Origin of the sequence: Paraburkholderia mimosarum LMG 23256 = NBRC 106338 (assembly GCF_000739815.1) — a bacterium.
GTDB lineage: Bacteria > Pseudomonadota > Gammaproteobacteria > Burkholderiales > Burkholderiaceae > Paraburkholderia > Paraburkholderia mimosarum.
The window spans coordinates 17,900-34,273 of the sequence record NZ_BBJJ01000045.1; the positions used below are offsets into that span (position 1 = coordinate 17,900).

The 16,374-nt window shown below is 64.6% G+C and carries 17 protein-coding genes; 8 read left to right on the top strand and 9 right to left on the bottom strand.

The window, feature by feature from the left end:
• The first annotated feature begins 107 nt into the window (after positions 1-107).
• A complete protein-coding gene (pcaQ, locus tag BMI01S_RS25740) occupies positions 108-1,130 on the top strand; it encodes a pca operon transcription factor PcaQ (RefSeq protein WP_028210995.1) in 1,023 nt (340 codons plus the stop codon).
• A gap of 31 nt (positions 1,131-1,161) precedes the next feature.
• Here pcaQ and BMI01S_RS25745 read toward each other — a convergent pair whose 3' ends face one another.
• Entirely contained in the window at positions 1,162-1,824 is a 663-nt protein-coding gene (locus tag BMI01S_RS25745) for a helix-turn-helix domain-containing protein (protein WP_028231962.1), read from the bottom strand.
• A 340-nt stretch (positions 1,825-2,164) separates the two neighbouring features.
• Here BMI01S_RS25745 and BMI01S_RS25750 point away from each other — a divergent pair, with 340 nt between their 5' ends.
• Together BMI01S_RS25750 and BMI01S_RS41060 are read left to right on the top strand one after the other, a co-directional pair.
• On the top strand, positions 2,165-2,368 hold the full coding sequence (locus tag BMI01S_RS25750; RefSeq protein WP_154671350.1) for a DUF6900 domain-containing protein: 204 nt from the start codon (positions 2,165-2,167) through the stop codon (positions 2,366-2,368).
• 342 nt (positions 2,369-2,710) lie between these two features.
• On the top strand, positions 2,711-3,196 hold the full coding sequence (locus tag BMI01S_RS41060) for a hypothetical protein (RefSeq protein ID WP_036018421.1): 486 nt from the start codon (positions 2,711-2,713) through the stop codon (positions 3,194-3,196).
• 162 nt (positions 3,197-3,358) lie between these two features.
• On the opposite strand, the gene BMI01S_RS25760 is transcribed toward BMI01S_RS41060, so the two are convergent.
• Both BMI01S_RS25760 and BMI01S_RS25765 read right to left on the bottom strand, forming a co-directional pair.
• A complete protein-coding gene (locus BMI01S_RS25760) occupies positions 3,359-3,865 on the bottom strand; it encodes a metal-dependent hydrolase (protein ID WP_028210998.1) in 507 nt (168 codons plus the stop codon).
• 163 nt (positions 3,866-4,028) lie between these two features.
• Complete coding sequence (locus tag BMI01S_RS25765) at positions 4,029-4,385, bottom strand: hypothetical protein (protein ID WP_028214664.1); 357 nt, start codon at positions 4,383-4,385, stop codon at positions 4,029-4,031.
• 501 nt (positions 4,386-4,886) lie between these two features.
• Here BMI01S_RS25765 and BMI01S_RS25770 point away from each other — a divergent pair.
• Positions 4,887-5,414 (top strand): hypothetical protein, encoded by a 528-nt coding sequence (locus BMI01S_RS25770; protein WP_028214665.1) that lies wholly within the window; start codon positions 4,887-4,889, stop codon positions 5,412-5,414.
• 34 nt (positions 5,415-5,448) lie between these two features.
• Here BMI01S_RS25770 and BMI01S_RS25775 read toward each other — a convergent pair whose 3' ends face one another.
• The gene (locus BMI01S_RS25775) at positions 5,449-5,883 is read right to left on the bottom strand and encodes a hypothetical protein (RefSeq protein WP_028231963.1); all 435 of its coding nucleotides are present in this window, start codon (positions 5,881-5,883) and stop codon (positions 5,449-5,451) included.
• 407 nt (positions 5,884-6,290) lie between these two features.
• Here BMI01S_RS25775 and BMI01S_RS25780 point away from each other — a divergent pair, with 407 nt between their 5' ends.
• From BMI01S_RS25780 to BMI01S_RS43785, 3 genes are all read left to right on the top strand, one after another.
• Positions 6,291-7,694, top strand: a complete 1,404-nt coding sequence (locus BMI01S_RS25780) for an MFS transporter (protein ID WP_028231964.1) — start codon at positions 6,291-6,293, stop codon at positions 7,692-7,694.
• A gap of 132 nt (positions 7,695-7,826) precedes the next feature.
• Entirely contained in the window at positions 7,827-9,557 is a 1,731-nt protein-coding gene (gene ggt / locus BMI01S_RS25785; protein WP_036021022.1) for a gamma-glutamyltransferase, read from the top strand.
• A 347-nt stretch (positions 9,558-9,904) separates the two neighbouring features.
• Entirely contained in the window at positions 9,905-10,447 is a 543-nt protein-coding gene (locus BMI01S_RS43785; protein WP_051381493.1) for a LuxR C-terminal-related transcriptional regulator, read from the top strand.
• A 33-nt stretch (positions 10,448-10,480) separates the two neighbouring features.
• On the opposite strand, the gene BMI01S_RS25795 is transcribed toward BMI01S_RS43785, so the two are convergent.
• The 3 genes from BMI01S_RS25795 to BMI01S_RS25805 form a co-directional block, all read right to left on the bottom strand.
• Entirely contained in the window at positions 10,481-10,672 is a 192-nt protein-coding gene (locus BMI01S_RS25795) for a hypothetical protein (RefSeq protein WP_028214669.1), read from the bottom strand.
• A gap of 33 nt (positions 10,673-10,705) precedes the next feature.
• On the bottom strand, positions 10,706-12,409 hold the full coding sequence (locus BMI01S_RS25800; protein ID WP_028231965.1) for an FAD-dependent oxidoreductase: 1,704 nt from the start codon (positions 12,407-12,409) through the stop codon (positions 10,706-10,708).
• A 176-nt stretch (positions 12,410-12,585) separates the two neighbouring features.
• On the bottom strand, positions 12,586-13,404 hold the full coding sequence (locus BMI01S_RS25805; protein ID WP_028231966.1) for a helix-turn-helix transcriptional regulator: 819 nt from the start codon (positions 13,402-13,404) through the stop codon (positions 12,586-12,588).
• Between the two features lie 229 nt (positions 13,405-13,633).
• Here BMI01S_RS25805 and BMI01S_RS25810 point away from each other — a divergent pair, with 229 nt between their 5' ends.
• Complete coding sequence (locus tag BMI01S_RS25810; RefSeq protein ID WP_028214672.1) at positions 13,634-14,656, top strand: VTT domain-containing protein; 1,023 nt, start codon at positions 13,634-13,636, stop codon at positions 14,654-14,656.
• A 214-nt stretch (positions 14,657-14,870) separates the two neighbouring features.
• Here BMI01S_RS25810 and BMI01S_RS25815 read toward each other — a convergent pair whose 3' ends face one another.
• Together BMI01S_RS25815 and BMI01S_RS25820 are read right to left on the bottom strand one after the other, a co-directional pair.
• Entirely contained in the window at positions 14,871-15,050 is a 180-nt protein-coding gene (locus BMI01S_RS25815) for a hypothetical protein (RefSeq protein WP_028214673.1), read from the bottom strand.
• A 559-nt stretch (positions 15,051-15,609) separates the two neighbouring features.
• Positions 15,610-16,314: a carbonic anhydrase gene (locus BMI01S_RS25820; protein ID WP_036021026.1), complete on the bottom strand. Its 705-nt coding sequence runs from the start codon at positions 16,312-16,314 to the stop codon at positions 15,610-15,612.
• Positions 16,315-16,374 lie beyond the last annotated feature (60 nt).

The following is a 16,374-nucleotide window of genomic DNA, read 5'->3' on the forward strand; positions in this document are numbered from 1 at the left end:
GCTCGGCGCCAGTGGCGGTTTGCCGCGGTCAACCGATGTAGCCACTTTATCCAATGCGAAAAGTTATGCAAAATGATGTTTTTTCGCGCTTCGTATAACCAATCGTTATGCAAAACCGGCTCGCGGACGGACGCGTCAAATTCCGCCATCTGCAGTGTTTCCTCGCCGTGGCCCAGATGGGCAGCGTCCAGCAGGCCGCCGAAAGTCTTTCGGTCACGCAGCCTGCCGTGTCCAAGACGATCGCCGAACTGGAGCTGGTGCTGGGCGTGAAGCTCTTCGAGCGCGGCCGCCACGGCGCGGTGCCCACGCGCGAAGGCCAGCTCTTCATGCCGCACGCGAGCGCGTGCGTGAGCGCGCTGCGCCAGGGTGTGGCCCTGCTCGCGCGCGACGAAGGCGCGGTGGCGGCCACGCTCGATATCGGCGTGCTGCCCACGGTGGCAACGGCCTTGCTGCCCGCTGCGCTGCGCCACTTCGGCAAGGAATGGCCGCGCGTGAGCGTGCGGCTGGTGACGGGCGCCAACACCGAGCTGCTCGACCGCCTCAAGACTGGGGCAATCAGCTTTGCGGTGGGTCGCCTTGCCGACCCAGAGCGCATGGTGGGCTTGAGCTTCGAACAGCTGTACAACGAGCCGCTCGCCGTGGTGGTGCGCGCAGGGCATCCACTCGCTCACGGCGCAGGTTTGCCCGCGCAGCTCGCGACGTATCCGCTCGTGCTGCCGCCATTCGGCACGCTGATCCGCCAGGCGGCCGACAGCCTGCTCGCCGCATGGGGTGCGGCGCCGCTATCGGCGTTCGTCGAGTTGCTCTCGGTTTCGGTGGGGCGCGCGCTTGCGCTCGAGAACGATGCCGTGTGGTTCGTGCCCGCAGGCGCCGTCGAATATGATCTGCGCCGTGGCACGCTGGTGCGGCTGCCGCTGCCTTCCGCGGGCGGCGAGGAACCCGTCGGGGTGATTCAGCGCACCGATACGCAGCCCACGCTGGCAGGGCGCGCGTTGATCGAGGCCGTGCGGCGCGCGGCGCGCGAGCGCGAAGTCCCGCCGGAAGGCACCGCTGCGGCGCGGCCGCGCCGCGCCCGAGCCGCACTTGCCGGCACTCCTGCTGGCAAGCGTTCGCCCGGCGAGAAGGACTGAACCCTCACAGGCGGGAACCGACGTTGCGGGCTCAACTCGCCGGGAGCTTCCCCTTCGCGCGCGATTTCGACGTCGCCGGCGCATCGGACGCCACGCCCGGCAAGCGGGCGTTCGTGGCCATCCAAAGCACTTCGGCGTCTTGCTCGCTGGTCGAGATCGCCGCGTGGCCGGTGCGGCTGTCGAAGTAGAGGCTATCGCCGGCTTCGAGACAGGTGGGAGCATAAAGCTCCGAATACAGGCACACGCTGCCGCTGAGCACGTAAAGAAACTCTTCGCCCTCGTGGCGCCCCCAGTCGTCGAAGGCGTCGAGCGAATGGGCGGTGATCCGGATCCGGAACGGCAGCATCGCCTTGTGCGCGAGATCGGTGGCGAGCAGTTCCATCTGGTAGCCGCGGCAGGCGTGGCGCTGGCCGGAGCCGTTGCGCGTGAGTGCGCGGCGGCCGCCCGCATTGAGCCTGGGCGGTGTCCCGAACAGCTCGGCCAGATCGATCCTGAGCCCGCCGACGATTTTTTGCAGCACGTCGAAAGTCGGTGACATCAAGCCGTTTTCGACTTTCGACAAGGTCGAACGTGAAACGCCGCACAAACGGCTGGCCGTATCGAGCGTCAAATCCTGCGCGACGCGCGCGGCGCGGACGCGGCGGCCCAGGTCGGTCGTTGTCGTGCTGGCGGAGGGGGAAAGCGTGGCATCCATGGGCGGAGTGGAAAGCTGGCGAGATGCGCCGGTCGTGCTGATCCGGCCGCGCGATTTGCCTGGTTTCCGATCATAACAAACGGCAGCCCATGCGGAACCCGGTCGGAATGGCCGGTCATCGATGGTGGCGTGGGGGGTGTGATATCGCCATCGACAGGATGGACCGACGTTGAATCCCATTCCGGTTATTAAAAATCAGCCGCGAGCAGATTTGACATATTTTAAAGATTTCAATAGCGATTTAGAGCAAAAACTCGAAATGCGTCCATGCGTCGCGCCTTGCGCGGATTTTGATATTTATCATGGCAATTAGATGATGTGTATCAAGTTGGAGAGCGAAATGCATGACGAACGACTCGAATTGTTGTTGGCAATCTCGCGCAGAACCCTCGGTGTCGATAGCTTTGAATTGACCGGCAAGCTGACCACAGACGCACGCCTGGTGAGCGCGGACGACGTTGGCCGCGCGCTGGAATCGGCGTATGACGCCGGGCTTCTCGTCGGCTACCGGATGGGCCGTGCGGAATGCGAGGAAAGCGTCTGAACGGGCATCGGGGATCGGTGAACGGCGCTCTTCAGCGGGCGCCGCGTTTTTACTGTAATCCCGTCGGCAATCAGCATTTGCTCCGAATAAACCGCTCGTGTGCTCCGGGGTGATCAAGCCAGTCCGTGCTGTTAATGAAAAATAGGGTCGCCGCCACGATGCGATTTTCGATTTTATTTTCAGCAATTGGCTTTTTCGCAAAGAGAGTGTCCCTCATGGCGTGTCATGCGAGGAATATTCGCGAACATCGACATCAGGCTCGGCTCTACCGGTAAGATGCCGGCACGGAATGACGAACCCAACGTTGCATTTGGAGCCAGCTTGGGCGTACGGGAAATCGAAATGTTGAGACGGTGTTTGGCGGCGGGCGTACTCGGCGCGCTGGCGGGATGCGTCGTTGGCCCCGGCTACAGCGGCTATTACGATGAGGGATATGCAGTGGCGCCGGGATATGGCTACGGCTACGGCGCTGCGCCGGCATATGGCTACGCTCCGGCCTACGGCTATGGCGAAGTCGATATCGCGGTGAACGGACGCCGCAGCGGGCATGACCATCGCGACGGACCGCCGGGTGCCGATTGGCACGGCGCGCGCGACGATCGTCCCGGGCATCCGGGGCCGGCGCGCGGCTACGGCGGGCCGGTTCCACAACCGGGTCAGCCGAGGGCGAGCGCGAACGACGGGCGCGATGCGAACTGGCGCGGCGCGCAGTTCGCATCGGGCGGCAACGCGCCGCAAGGTCACCAGGGCGGCGGTGGCCGCCAGGACGGCGGCGGTTCAAACGGCAGACAGGACTGGCAACGCAACGGATACAGCTACGGCCGGTAGTCACAGCATAGGTCATCCCGCCAGAATCGAGCGGATCGGCCGGACCGGGCGGCGAGTCGGGCACGCCGCTGGTTGTCGAATCCTTCCTGATCCTCGAATGGACACATCGGCATCGTCCGATCGAGTTCGCATCCGGATCATTACCTGGGAAACCTGACTAAATTAGACGATTCGCCGCAGCGATCCGATCGACCAGTCATGCGGGACGCCATGCACGGCGAAAAACCAGGCGGCGGCCCAGGAGGCGGCGACGACGATCAGGTCGCATCGTCCGCTGCGCCACCAGTTCAGCGAATGCCGCTGAAAGATCCACGGCACGCCCAGTGGATTGGGCCAGTCGGCGAACAAATGAATCATGCCTCCGCAGGCGAAGCCGAACGCGGGCGCCGCGATCGGCGTATGCCCCAGCTTCAGATACGACCACACGAGCAGCGCGGTCCAGCCGATGCCCCAGTGCGTAAGCGTGCGATGCGTAATCCAGAGGCGCCGCTTCTTGCGCCACCACGCCACTTCGAGCCAGTCGGGCGCCGATCCGCCCGCGACACCGGCCGCGAAAGCGAGCGCGGCATAGAGATGCCAGGGACTGTCGGCGCCATGATGCGTGACGATTGCGGCGGCGATGACGCCGGCGGCCCAACCCGTGGCGTGATGTGCGGTGCCTGATGCCATGGAGATGTGCGTGGCGAAGTCGAAGGGGCGCAATCTTCGCAGATGTGTCGCCGTTATGACAGGGGCGGCTGCGCCCGAATGGCGGGCGATATGCGGTTCGTCGTGCGGCGCGTACGGCGCACGACCGGCCACTCGCGCTTCGGGTTACGCGTCAGGCCGCGCGTCAGACCGTACAGCGCGCAATGTCGAACCGCAGTTCTTCTTCGGGCGGATCGTTGGAGGCGGAGGTGCCGCGCGTCACACGAATGACGGAGCCGTTGCCGTTCGGTGTGAGCGTGACGAGGTACGACGCGTCCGAACGCGAGCCCACGCTCAGCTCGGTCGTATTGCCATCGCGCGAAGCGTGCACATGCGGGAGGCGATTTTCGAGGCAGTTCGCGATCGACGACGCCGAGCGCGCCGAGGAAGCGTAGACCATGGGCTCGCCGTTCGAGGCGGAGCCGGAGGGCGGCGTCGATCCGCAAGCGGCGATCAGTGCGAGCGGGGTAGCGGCGAGGAGTCGTTGCGTGAGCGTTTTCATGAGCGGGTGACCGTATCGATACAGCAGAACGTATCGATAAGTATACGCACGCTGATCTGGATCAAGGCACACGCAGACGTAAAAAGATGCAACAGAGCGGGATGCGATCTGCCGACCGTTATTGCCGATAGCGCATTTCTTGTTCGATGAAATCGCTTGTGTGGTTGTCACAGTGCGGCAACGCCACGCGGGACTCGGCCTGGCGAATTTCGCACGCTTTCGAGCGTGATTCCCGGCGTTTGGCGAAAGGTACTGTTCCAGATCGTGTACTGAACAATCGGACGGTGCCGCGCTAGAATTTCTTCAGCCCTCGACCAAGGGCGTCTTTTTTCATCTGTTTTCACGCGGCTTTCGGGCCGCGTTTTTTTTGCCTGCGAAAATCATTTTCGCTTTGGGTAGTCAGGCTTGACTGCCGAATCCGATGCATACCGCGATGCGGGTAAAATCCTGCCCTTGCCCCGCAACGGGCAAGCCCTCCGCAGACCCGATGAAATGCCCGCCATGACCGATTCCTCGCCCGCAGCCGTTTCCGATTTCCCCGCCGATGACTCCGCCGCCCAGGCGCTGGCCGAGGTGATCCAGGAGGCGCGTCTGTGGCGCAAGGACGGCTGGACCGCGCGCGTGATCAAGAACGAAGACGACGACGGCTGGGCCGTCGAAATGATCAAGGACGGCGAGCCCGAACCCGCGCTGGTGGGGCCCTGGACCATGGGCCGCGACAAGAAGAATCCCAAGCCGCTCGATACGTCGGCGTTCAACACGCTGGTGAAGACCGCGTCGGAAGTGCTGCGCCGTCACGAGCAGCAATTGCGCGCGCTCCTGCATAAGCGCGTGAGCGTGCGTACGGCAGAGGGCGATGTGGAGGTGACGCTCGACATCGTGCCCGACGAGTACGAGCCCTATGCGCTCGTCAGCGCGTTCGACGCGTTCGGCGAGCAACTCGCTCAGGCGCGCGTCGCGCCGAACTTCAAGCTTACCAAGGCGAATGCCGAGACCTGGGCCGAAGGCGGCTTCGGGCGCATCGAATAGATTTCAGGCGACCTCAGGCGCCAAGCCCGCGAACTCAATCCTGCTGACAGAAGATGGCGGTCAGCAGCGGTCCGGCATGGTGGACGATGGCGTTGTTGCCAACCGCCGTGAGCTCCGCCTGCACCTTGGCCTGCGTGCCGACCACGACGGCTCCATAAGCAGAAGGCGCGATAGGCGTGCCGTCGCCGGTCTTGAATAGCGGATCGTCTTTCTGGAAGCCGACCACGGCGAACACGCTGAAGCCATAGGCGGTCATGCGCTGGCCGTGCGCGGGCCAGAACGCGTTGATCGAATTGCTTTCGACTCTCATGGGTTTGGGGTCGATCAGATTTTGCGCGATCAGCCCCGAGATGAAGTCGTGTGCGGATTCGTTGCAGCTTAGCGAGCCTTCGATGGCGGCGGCGCGTGCGTCGACTGCAAAAAGCGGCAGCGCAGCGAGAAGCAGGATGGCGAAAAAAAAGCGTTTCATTGCTTGGATGACAAAGGTGCGCGCGCCCGAGCCGGAATCCAGCGGACCTACCACGCCCCGGCTCGCGCGAAGGCTGCACTCTACGCGGATTCGGCAAGTTTCGCTTGCGGCGTCGCAGGATGCATCTGGCACCGTATATTACGGCGCGCAAGATGGAATGGGCTCAAACGAACGTGACTTGATGCCCGGCGACGACGGCCGTTTGATCGCTTGAGCGGTTCCCGCATGATCCGTCCGCAAAGTCCGCGCCCGTGTGCGGGGGCGGGCTTTGCGGCTCGTGCTCTCGTGCGGGCGCCTGGGTCTGCTTGATGCGCGCTGCTTCATCTGTTGCCGGGTTCCTGTTTTCCGCAACACGGTCCATAATGGCAGCTTTACGCCATCAGCCAGGCTGATGGTCGTTCCTGCCCATGCCTTTAGCCCTCGGCGCTTTCATTGTTCCGCTCATCGTCGCGTGCGCGATGTTCATGGAGAACGTGGACGGAACGGTCATCGTCACCTCGTTGCCCGCACTGGCCCGCGATCTCGGCCAGGATCCCATCACCCTCAAGCTGGCCGTCACGAGCTATGTGATCGGCCTCGGCGTGTTCATCCCGATCTGCGGCTGGGTGGCCGACCGCTTCGGCTCACGCAACGTGTTTCGCACCGCCATCGGCATTTTCATGACGGGGTCGCTCTTGTGCGCGGCTTCCACGTCGCTCGGCATGTTCGTCGCCGCGCGCTTCGTGCAAGGCATCGGCGGCGCGATGATGGTGCCCGTGGGCCGCATCATCATCTTTCGCTCGCTGCCGAAGTCGGACTTCATTCGCGCGGTCAACTATCTCACCGTGCCTGCGCTGCTCGGGCCGGTCGTCGGGCCGCCGCTGGGCGGCTTCATCACGACCTATCTTCACTGGCGGATGATTTTCTTCGTCAACATTCCGATTGGCGTGCTCGGGATCTGGCTCGCCAACCGGCATATCGCGAACCTGCATGAGGAGCATCCGGGGCGGCTCGACTGGGTCGGCTTCGTGCTTTCGGCGGGCGGTGCTTCGCTCTTCATGCTCGGCCTGTCGCTCGTGGGCGGCGAACTCGTTGCCAGCGGAACGGCCGTGGCGATGTGCGCGATCGGCGCGTTGCTGCTGCTCGCCTATTGGTTGTATGCGCAACGTGTCGAGCGGCCCGTGCTCGATCTCAAATTCCTGCGCATACCCTCGTTCAACGCGAGCGTGGCAGGCGGCTCGCTGTTTCGCATCGGGCTCGGTGCCGTGCCTTTTTTGTTACCGCTCACGCTGCAGGAAGGCCTCGGGATGACGGCGTTCGCTTCCGGGGCGATCACGTGCGCATCGGCGTTCGGCTCGATCTTCATGAAGACGATCGTCTCGCGTGTGCTCGGCCGCTTTGGATTTCGCCGCACGCTGATGGTCAACGCGGTGCTCGCGGGCTCGGCCATCGCGATATGCGGCACGTTCTCGCCGGGCATGCCGGTGTGGCTCATCTGGCTTGTCGTACTGGCGGGCGGGATCTTTCCTTCGCTGCAATTCAGCGGGCTCAATTCGCTCGCCTATGCCGATATTCCGACGCGCGACATTGGCCGCGCCACCAGCGTGGCGAGCGTGATCCAGCAGGTGTCGCTCGGCCTCGGCGTGACGATCGCGGGCATCGTGCTGCAGATATCGCATCGGGTGCAAGGGCATTCGACCATCGTCTGGTCAGACTTCTGGCCCGCGTTCCTCGTGGTCGGGCTGTTCTCGGTGGCGTCGATCCCGGTGACGATGCGTTTGCCCTCGAATGCGGGAGAGGAAATTGCTCGGGGCAGGCGTGGCACGGCTTGACCTGGCCGGGCCGTTCTAATGGCGCTGTAGCGAAATCGGCGGATGACTGGATAGCAAACGTTTGCGAGGCGTGCTATAAGGCCTGGGCAGTTATCAGGTAGGCCGACAAACCGAATCATGGGGGTGTACTCAATGAAGCTGGTTGAAAAAACGAAAATCTCCGCTGCCGCTCTCGCACTGCTTTCGCTGACCGCCTTGTCTGCGGGCTTCCTCGAAGCCACGCCGGCCTTCGCGAAGGATACGCAGCAACGCCCGGCGGTCCTGACCGCATCCGCGGTGGCCGTTGCCGACAAGTACGCGGCCGACGCCGCCGAGCAGATCTTCAAGGAGGGCGGCAACGCCGTGGACGCGGCCGTCGCCATCGCCTTCTCGCTGGCAGTGACTTACCCGGAGGCGGGCAACATCGGCGGCGGCGGGTTCATGACGCTCTACGTGAACGGCAAGCCGTACTTCCTCGACTATCGCGAGCGTGCGCCGCTCGCCGCCACGCGCACGATGTACCAGGACGACAAGGGGAACGTGATCGCGGGCAAGAGCCTCATCGGCTACGACGCCGTGGGCGTGCCGGGCACCGTCGAAGGCATGTGGGAGGCGCAGAAGCGCTTCGGCAAGCTGCCGTGGAAGCAGGTGCTCGCGCCCGCGATCGCTTATGCGCGCGACGGTTTCGTCGTGGACGAGCAGCTCGCGAAGCGCCGCGAAGCCGCCGACAAGGACTTCGCAGGCAAGACCAACTTCGACGAGTACTTCGGCAACCTGAAGGAGGGCGTGACGTTCAAGCAGCCCGATCTCGCCAACGTGCTCACGCGCATTGCGAACCAGGGCGCGAAGGACTTCTACGACGGCAAGACCGCCGACCTCATCGCCGCCTCGATGAAGGGGCACGGCCTCATTACGAAGCGCGACCTGCACGAGTACAAGGCGGTGTGGCGCCAGCCGGTGGAGGCGAAGTGGAACGGCTACGAAATCATCACCGCGCCGCCCCCGAGCTCGGGTGGCGTGGGCCTCGTGCAGCTGCTCAAGATGAAGGCGATGCTTGCGCCGCAGTTCAAGGACGTGCCGCTCAATTCGCCGCAGTACATCCACCTGACCGCGGAAATCGAGAAGCGCGTATTCGCGGATCGCGCGCAATATCTCGGCGACCCCGACTTCTACAAGGTGCCCGTCGCGCAGCTCACCGACGACGCCTATCTCGCGAAGCGCGTAGCCGAAGTCGATCCCGACAAGCCCTCCGACACGAAGAGCGTGCAGCCGGGCCTCGGCACGTCGATGCCGGAGAAAGCGGAAACGACGCACTTCTCGGTGGTCGACAAGTGGGGCAACGCGGTTTCGAACACGTACACGATCAACGGCTACTTCGGTTCGGGCGTCGTCGTGCCGGGCACCGGCATCGTGCTCAACGACGAGATGGACGACTTCGCCGCGAAGCCGGGTGTGCCGAACATGTTCGGGGTGGTGGGCAGCGATGCGAATGCGATCGCGCCGAAGAAGCGCCCACTTTCGTCGATGACGCCGACCATCCTCACGAAGGACGGCAAGGTCGCGCTCGTGATCGGTACGCCCGGGGGCTCGCGCATCTTCACGTCGGTCTTCCAGGTCATCAACAACAACTACGACTTCAATATGCCGTTGAAGGAATCGGTGGCGGCGATGCGTTTCCATCACCAGTTGCTGCCGCCCAATGTCATTTTCTGGGAGCCGTACCAGCCGATCGACGGAGAACTCGCCAGGCAGGTCGAGGCGAAGGGCTACGTGCTGAAGGGACAGGACTTCAACGGCGACATTCAGGCGATCCGTATCAATGGCGATACGCCCGACGCGGTTTCCGATCCGCGCGGTCGTGGCGTGTCACGCCTGATCCAGTAAGCCGTGGCGCCGATGCGAAACGATGCGTCGCGCATGACGGCAAACCGTTTCGCATCGGTCCAGCTCGCATGGCGCGCGAAAGTTTGAATAAAATGAGCGTTTATCCCCATTACAAGGGATGCATCTCGGGAGTTCATCGCGTAGTATGCAACTTCCGGCGGAAGACAGCCCTTTGCCGGCGTGTGTTTTGTTGGGGCGGCGTTTGCTGCCCCATTTTTCTTTTCGGCCCCGCGCTTTCGTATTGATCTTGGCGGACGAGGTCACTAAGCTCTGTCCGTTGCGTCACCTCCCGCTGTTTCGTGGCATCGGCGAGGCGCGCCCGCCAACTTCTCATCGCCCCAAGCCGCATGGATCTGACGAGTCGCGAACTCGCGTCGATCGCCGACGTTTTCGAACTGCTGGCCGGTCATGCCTTGCCTGAGGACGCTCTGCGTCTCGAAGTGGGGCGGCGCCTGCTCGATCTACTGCGTGCCGACGGCCTGCGCTCGGGCGTGGATGGGTTTGTCTGGTCGGGCGAGGCGCAGCTCGGCGACGTGCGCGTCTGGCGCGGCCAGCAGCGCGAACCTTTCTCGGAGCGCGAACTGGCGCTTTTCGATCTCGTGCGCCCGGCCTTCATGGCCGCGCTGGCGCGCTCACGCGCTCAGGGCGAGTCCCGCCCGACGATTTCCGTGGAGGCAACGACGGCGGAAAACGAGGCGTTCAGCCGGTTGACGCGGCGCGAGCGCGACGTGGTCGCGCTCGTGGTGGAAGGGCTGCTCGACAAGGAGATTGCCGTGCGGCTCGGGATTTCCTATACGACCGTGCGTACCCACGTCGATCGATCGTTTCAGAAACTCGGCGTCACCAACCGCTCGCGCCTCGCGCGGCTCGTGCAGTCTGCGCGGCGCTGAGGCACGTTGCCCGCTCTCCGCGGGCGCACCCTTCTATTGCGGCACCGAGGCCGGGACATGCTCGCCGGCCGCGTCGATCAGGCTGAGGCAGGCTTGCGCGTCGCCGATCCGCTCGATGGCGAGCAGCGCGAAGCGCGCGAGAAAGAGCGGCCCATTGGCTTCGCCGAGGCCGGTCATGGTCTTGCACAGGTGCGTGTAGACAGAGTCGAGTTCGCTGTCGGTCATGGTTTTCTCCGCGTGTTCTGGTTTTGCCTGCGCTCAGGCGCGCAGCGCGTGGTCGAGCGCGGCGAGCGCCTGCTCCGCCGTTGCATCGGCATCGCCGTGCCAGCGGCCGAGCACGTGGCCGTCCGGGCGCACGAGATACAGCGTGCCGGGCTGGGCGGCGTACATCGGAAAGAGGCGCCCCGTGTGATCCCACGCGCTGAGGCGCGGCGTGTCGGCGGGCCGCCGTTGGGCGAGCGGCACCAGTGCGAATGGCAGCGCGCGTTCGGCGAGCGTCGTTTCCAGCGCGGCGATCGGGGCCGGCGTTGCGCCGTCCTCGCTGAAGTAGAAGGCCGTGAATCGCGGGGCGACCAGGTCGGTGACATGACCTTCACGCGCGCCGTCGCGATCGACGATCGTGAGCGGGCATTCGGGCAGTACCGCGCCCGGCGCCGGACCGCTTGCGAACGTGTCGGAGGCGGCGTTGAGCGGCGAGCCCACGTAGGCGATGGCCGAGGTCTGGCGCGGATTGATCAGCGAGCGCACGGCGGCGTGCTCGCGCGCAAGGCTGAGCACGGCAGTGCGCATCAAATCGAAGGCGAACGACGGCGGCGCCATGAACTCCGTGCTCTTCGTGCCGTAGCTCAGGTTTTCGTGCGCGGCGTACACGCGCTCGTCGGAATAGCTGTCGAGGAGCGTCTCGCCCGCGAGACCCTTCACGACCCAGGCAAGTTTCCACGCGAGGTTGTCGGCGTCGTCGATGCCCGAGTTCGCCCCGCGCACGCCGAAGATCGGCACGAGGTGCGCCGCGTCGCCCGCGAACAGCACGCGGCCGTGGCGATAGCGCTCGAGCGTGAGCGCGTTGGCCTTGTAGATCGTGATCCAGACCGGCGACCACGGCGCCTTCTCGCCCATCATGTCGAGCAGGCTCTGCACGCGCGGCATGACGTTCTCTGGCTTGGTCGCTTCGTCGGCGTCCTCGTCGTCGCGCAGCTGATAGTCGATGCGCCACACGTTATCGGGCTGCTTGTGGACGAGCACGGTCGAGCCGGGATTCGACGCCGGATCGAAGTACGCGAGCCGTTCCGTGGGCCGCGCACTGTCGAGCAGGATGTCGACGATCACATAGCGGCCTTCGTAACTCGTGCCCATGAGCTTCAGGCCCAGCGCCTCGCGCACCGTGCTGCGCCCGCCGTCGGCGGCGACGAGCCAGTCGGTATCGAGCGTGTAGTCGCCTTCGGGCGTGGAGAGCGCGAGCGTCGCGCCGTGCGCGTGGTGCTGCACGCTCGTCACTTTCGTGCGCCAGCGGATGTCGATGAGGTCGGCGTGCCGTTCGGCCGCGTCGAGCAGGAACTGCTCGATGTGGTACTGCGCGAGGTTGACCATCGGCGGCAGCTTCTGGTTTTCGTCCTGCGGCATCGTGAAGTGCAGCACTTCGTCATTGCGATAGAAGCTGCGGCCGCCCGTCCACGGCAGGCCTTTCGCGAGAAACCCTTCCAGCGCGCCGAGGCGCTCGATGATCTCGAGGCTGCGGCGCGAGATGCAGATCGCACGGCTGCCGTAGCATACCGATTCATCGGCTTCGATCAGCACCGAGCGCACGCCGTGCTTCGCGAGGCCGAGCGCGACGGCGTAGCCCACGGGGCCGCCGCCCACGATCGTCACGGCGTGGCGTTGGGCTTCGTGGCCGCCCTTGAGTTCGGGCAGGCGGGCGGCGTATTGCTTCGCTTCGAACGGATACGGCTTGAATTCGGCACTCATGGGAAAGGCGTCTCCGATACTGAAAGTCTTGTCGTTGCCGGCGTGTCTCGAATGAAAACCGCTGGCGATGGAGGCAGTATGGAGCGTGCAGGGCGGCCCGCTGTCCTCAATTTGGGTACAGGGGGCTTACAGGGGAAGAGGCGCAGGCCTTCCGGTTCGCGCGCGTGGGGCGGGCGTCAGCCCTGATCCGTCGCGAGGCAAAGCGCAAAAAGCTGTCGCTGGCTCGAAATGCCCAGCCGCTGATATGCGCGCTTCTGATACGTCACGACGCTGCTGGGCTTCACGCCCATGCACTCCGCGATTTCAACGGCGCTGCGCCCTTCGAGCACGCCGCGCAGGGCGTCCAGTTCGCGTTTGGAGAGCGTGGGGCATAAACCGCGCAGCCGCGCGAGCATGAGTTGCGGAATACCGAGCTGGCTCTGGCCGCGAATCGTGTAGTGATGCCGCGCCGATTCCCCGATCAACGGCGCGAGCGATTCGACCAGTTCCACTTCCCCTGGCTGGAAATTGCCGGCGTCGCTTTCGCGGTACAGGTTGACGGAGAGCCAGATATCGGCGGCCGGCTGCAACAGCAGCGAAAGCCGGTCGGATACGTTGGGCGCGGCATAACAGGCAGCGCGGTAGCCGTCGTGCGCGATGTCCGCGCTGCTTTGCCAGTGCAACACGAGTGACGAGTTCGCCTTGTCGCCCGCGCCGCCGGTGACGATCTGCTGGTTGCCGTCGAGCGCGTAGAAGAGGCGGGCGTAGGTGTCGGCGACGTCGCGCAGGAAGCGCCCGCCGCGATGATCGGCCACGGAGACCGTGCGCGGCCGGTTGCCGAATTCGTATGCGAATACCGTGCACTGCGTGACCGAGGTCGCCGGCCCGAGCATGTTCAGCACCTCCGCGGCGAGCGCGTTGGCGTCGTCGCGGCCGATGGCGGAGACGAGGCTGGTGACGCGCGAGAGGTCGAATTGACCCGTCTGCCTCGGTCGGTCGAGATGCCAGTAACGCATGTTTCTGAACGGAAAACGCTGGGAAAAGCCGGTTCTGTGAGAGTAGCACCGTTTGTCCTAGGCGCGAAAGCGCCGACAGCGGGGCCGGATCGCGCAGTGCGCCGTTGCCCTGGAGCTTGCGTCAATGTAAGCAAGGAATGGCCCGTTGGGTTAATCTCCACCCTCGGCCGGCGCGGAGTGCGCGCCATGTTTTCCCACCTGGACCCCGCTGCACGCAGGACACCTCGAAATGCTGACGCTCCCCACCGCGATTCCCCCCGATTTCGGCGCCGGAGCGGTCTTTCTCAGCGTGCTCGTCACGCAACTCGGGGCGCCGGTGCCGGCCGCGCCGGTGCTGATACTCGCGGGCACGATGGCGGCCGGAGGCGAAACGTCCTACGCGGGTTTGCTGGTCGCGGCGGTGATCGCCACGCTGCTCGCGGATTCGCTCTGGTTCGCCGCGGGCCGCATGCGCGGCAGGCGTCTGCTCAATGGTCTCGTGCGGTTTTCGCTGTCGCTGGACACGACGATCCGGATCGCGCGCAACGTGTTCGAGCGCCACGGCGCACCCATTCTCGCCGTGGCGAAGTTCGTGCCGGGGCTTGGGCTCATTTCCGCGCCGTTGCTCGGCACGACCGCGGTGGCCGTGCACGTTTTCCTGCTTTGGGATGCCGTAGGCGCGTCCCTCTGGGCGGGCACGTGGCTGCTTGGCGGCGCGGCGCTCCATGCGGAAATCGTGCGCTTCGCCGCGTTCGTGCGCGCGAACGGCATGACCATCTTCGACGTGCTCGCCATCGCGTGCGTGCTGTTCCTCGCCTGGCGCTGGCTGCGGCGCCTGCAGTTCCGCCGCTGGCTCGCGACGCATCGCATTTCGCCGCAGCAGCTCGACGAAATGATGAAATCGAGTGCACCGCCCGTCGTGCTGGACGCGCGTCCTCAAAGCGTTCGCGAGAAGGAGGCGTACCGGATTCCCGGGGCGCGGCCGTTGAATCTCGAATCGAGCGAAGCGCTTGCGCCCGAGCTGGCCGGGCGTCCGATCGTCGTGTACTGCGTCTGCCCGAACGAAGCGACGGCCAAGCGCATCGTCGAACAATTGCGCAACAAGCACATCTATCACGCGCGCGCGCTCAAGGGCGGCCTCGACGCCTGGGAGCGCCACGGCTATCCGGTCGAGCCGCTCTCCAGCGACTTCCACGCGGCGCACGCCCACGTAGAGGCGCTCGAAGCGGACGAGGACGCGGAATACACGGTGCGCGCGAGTCTCTCCAAATAACGCCTTGCCCGAGGCGTGGCGCGTTTCTTTCGCGTGCACGTCGCGCGATGCGCGAATTACAGGCGCCTACGCGCGCTGCCTGCGAGATCCGCCGCCCATCGCGAACCCGATAGCCAGGCGGAGAGCCCTCAGCGAAAGGCGACAGTTTCCAATACGCAAGTGCATCTGTACAGCCGCGTGGCAGCCGGACACGTTCGACGCGCCGAAGCCCGGTTCAACAGGCGACTTTGGTCTGACGCAGGATCTCTGTCGCGCCAAGATGAAGCGCGAGTGCGAAAAACTCGCGCTCCGCGAGATTGAGCGCCTTCGCGGCGGCCATTGCCCGCTGATGATCTCGCGGATGCAACTGCAGTTTCACTTCGACTTTCGCGTGCGACTTGTTGGCGGACACCATGGATGCTTCTCCTTCGGTAACCGGGCGCTCGGGCCCGTGACGGGTGCGGTGCCCATTACCTGGCGTCCATACGCGCAAGCGCGCGGGCCGTTCGCCGCAACGCGAGGGCGGCTCGAAAACGACGGTGACGCGGAGTGGGCCTTGGGTTCGCCTGCCGTTGCGCGCGAGCGCGGCGACAGGACACGCGCCGAACTAGCGAAGCGCGGGGCGACGCGATGCGTCGGTCGTGCTGGTGATACGGAAATGCGAGGAGCGATGTAACGGAAATGGCATGGCAACGGACTGCATAAGCGACCAATCTCCGGAATTATTCTTCTTGTGCGGCGGGACGCCGCATGGGGAACGGGGCAGAGTGTAGTCCGGTTTTTGACTAGGGTAAACCCCTAATTCGAAAAGAATTATTGCGAGTTTCGAGATAATTGCGCGGCAAAAGCGCGAAATGCGCCTCGGGCGCACTTCAGTTCATGCGGAATGGATGGGGAAGATTTCCGGGCGGCGAGAACCGCCGCGCCGGCAAAAAATGAGAGGTGCCGTCAAGGCATGGGCGCATCGGCGGCCGTCATGACGCCTCGACGCGCTTGCGCAGGCGCGCGCGGGCTTCGCCGAGCGACAGGAATTTGCTGCCCGCTTCATCAAGCACGGTGACCTCGCCGTGTCCGATGTCGTAGACCCAGCCCTGCAGTTCGAGCTGGCCTTGCGCCACGCGCGCCGCCACGGCCGGGTGAGTCCGCAGGTGCGTGAGCTGCAGGCGGACGTTTTCCTCCACGAGCGCCTGGACAATATGATCTTCGTCGAGACCCCGAATCTTCACCACGCTGTGCGCCGCTTCCGCGTTGCGCAGCCAGGCTTGCACGGTGGGCATGTCGGCCGTGGCTTGCGCTCCCGAGGCGAGCCCCTTCATCGCGCCGCAATCGGTATGGCCGCACAGCACGATCTGCTTCACGTTGAGTGCGAGCACCGCGAACTCCACGACGGCCGAAACGCCGCCGAGCATTTCGCCATAAGCCGGCACGATATTGCCGATATTGCGGCAAACGAACAGGTCACCAGGCTTGGCCTGCGTGATCATTTCCGGCGAGACGCGGGAGTCGGCGCAGGTGATGAAGAGGGTATGCGGCGCCTGGGTGTGGGCGAGGCTGTGAAACAGCGCTTTATTGCCCGGAAAAACGTGATGAGTGAATTCGTCCACGCCGTCGAGCAGATGTAGCAGGTCGCAGCCGCACGATTCGGTGTGACCGTCGTGCGAGTGAGTGTTTTCTGGCATGGATGTTTCTCTCTTTATCATGAATCGACACTAACGAATGGCAACAGCGGAAGTTTACGC

What these genes read in the sequence shown, in the direction of transcription:
- BMI01S_RS25760 (WP_028210998.1), bottom strand. Translation starts at nt 3,865, where the DNA reads ATGGCATCAGGCACCGCACATCACGCCACGGGTTGGGCCGCCGGCGTC.
- BMI01S_RS25820 (WP_036021026.1), bottom strand. Translation starts at nt 16,314, where the DNA reads ATGCCAGAAAACACTCACTCGCACGACGGTCACACCGAATCGTGCGGC.
- BMI01S_RS25780 (WP_028231964.1), top strand. Translation starts at nt 6,291, where the DNA reads ATGCCTTTAGCCCTCGGCGCTTTCATTGTTCCGCTCATCGTCGCGTGC.
- BMI01S_RS25765 (WP_028214664.1), bottom strand. Translation starts at nt 4,385, where the DNA reads ATGAAAACGCTCACGCAACGACTCCTCGCCGCTACCCCGCTCGCACTG.
- BMI01S_RS25750 (WP_154671350.1), top strand. Translation starts at nt 2,165, where the DNA reads ATGCATGACGAACGACTCGAATTGTTGTTGGCAATCTCGCGCAGAACC.
- ggt (WP_036021022.1), top strand. Translation starts at nt 7,827, where the DNA reads ATGAAGCTGGTTGAAAAAACGAAAATCTCCGCTGCCGCTCTCGCACTG.
- BMI01S_RS25795 (WP_028214669.1), bottom strand. Translation starts at nt 10,672, where the DNA reads ATGACCGACAGCGAACTCGACTCTGTCTACACGCACCTGTGCAAGACC.
- BMI01S_RS25775 (WP_028231963.1), bottom strand. Translation starts at nt 5,883, where the DNA reads ATGAAACGCTTTTTTTTCGCCATCCTGCTTCTCGCTGCGCTGCCGCTT.
- BMI01S_RS25745 (WP_028231962.1), bottom strand. Translation starts at nt 1,824, where the DNA reads ATGGATGCCACGCTTTCCCCCTCCGCCAGCACGACAACGACCGACCTG.
- BMI01S_RS25810 (WP_028214672.1), top strand. Translation starts at nt 13,634, where the DNA reads ATGCTGACGCTCCCCACCGCGATTCCCCCCGATTTCGGCGCCGGAGCG.
- BMI01S_RS43785 (WP_051381493.1), top strand. Translation starts at nt 9,905, where the DNA reads ATGGATCTGACGAGTCGCGAACTCGCGTCGATCGCCGACGTTTTCGAA.
- BMI01S_RS25770 (WP_028214665.1), top strand. Translation starts at nt 4,887, where the DNA reads ATGACCGATTCCTCGCCCGCAGCCGTTTCCGATTTCCCCGCCGATGAC.
- BMI01S_RS25815 (WP_028214673.1), bottom strand. Translation starts at nt 15,050, where the DNA reads ATGGTGTCCGCCAACAAGTCGCACGCGAAAGTCGAAGTGAAACTGCAG.
- BMI01S_RS25805 (WP_028231966.1), bottom strand. Translation starts at nt 13,404, where the DNA reads ATGCGTTACTGGCATCTCGACCGACCGAGGCAGACGGGTCAATTCGAC.
- BMI01S_RS41060 (WP_036018421.1), top strand. Translation starts at nt 2,711, where the DNA reads ATGTTGAGACGGTGTTTGGCGGCGGGCGTACTCGGCGCGCTGGCGGGA.
- BMI01S_RS25800 (WP_028231965.1), bottom strand. Translation starts at nt 12,409, where the DNA reads ATGAGTGCCGAATTCAAGCCGTATCCGTTCGAAGCGAAGCAATACGCC.
- pcaQ (WP_028210995.1), top strand. Translation starts at nt 108, where the DNA reads ATGCAAAACCGGCTCGCGGACGGACGCGTCAAATTCCGCCATCTGCAG.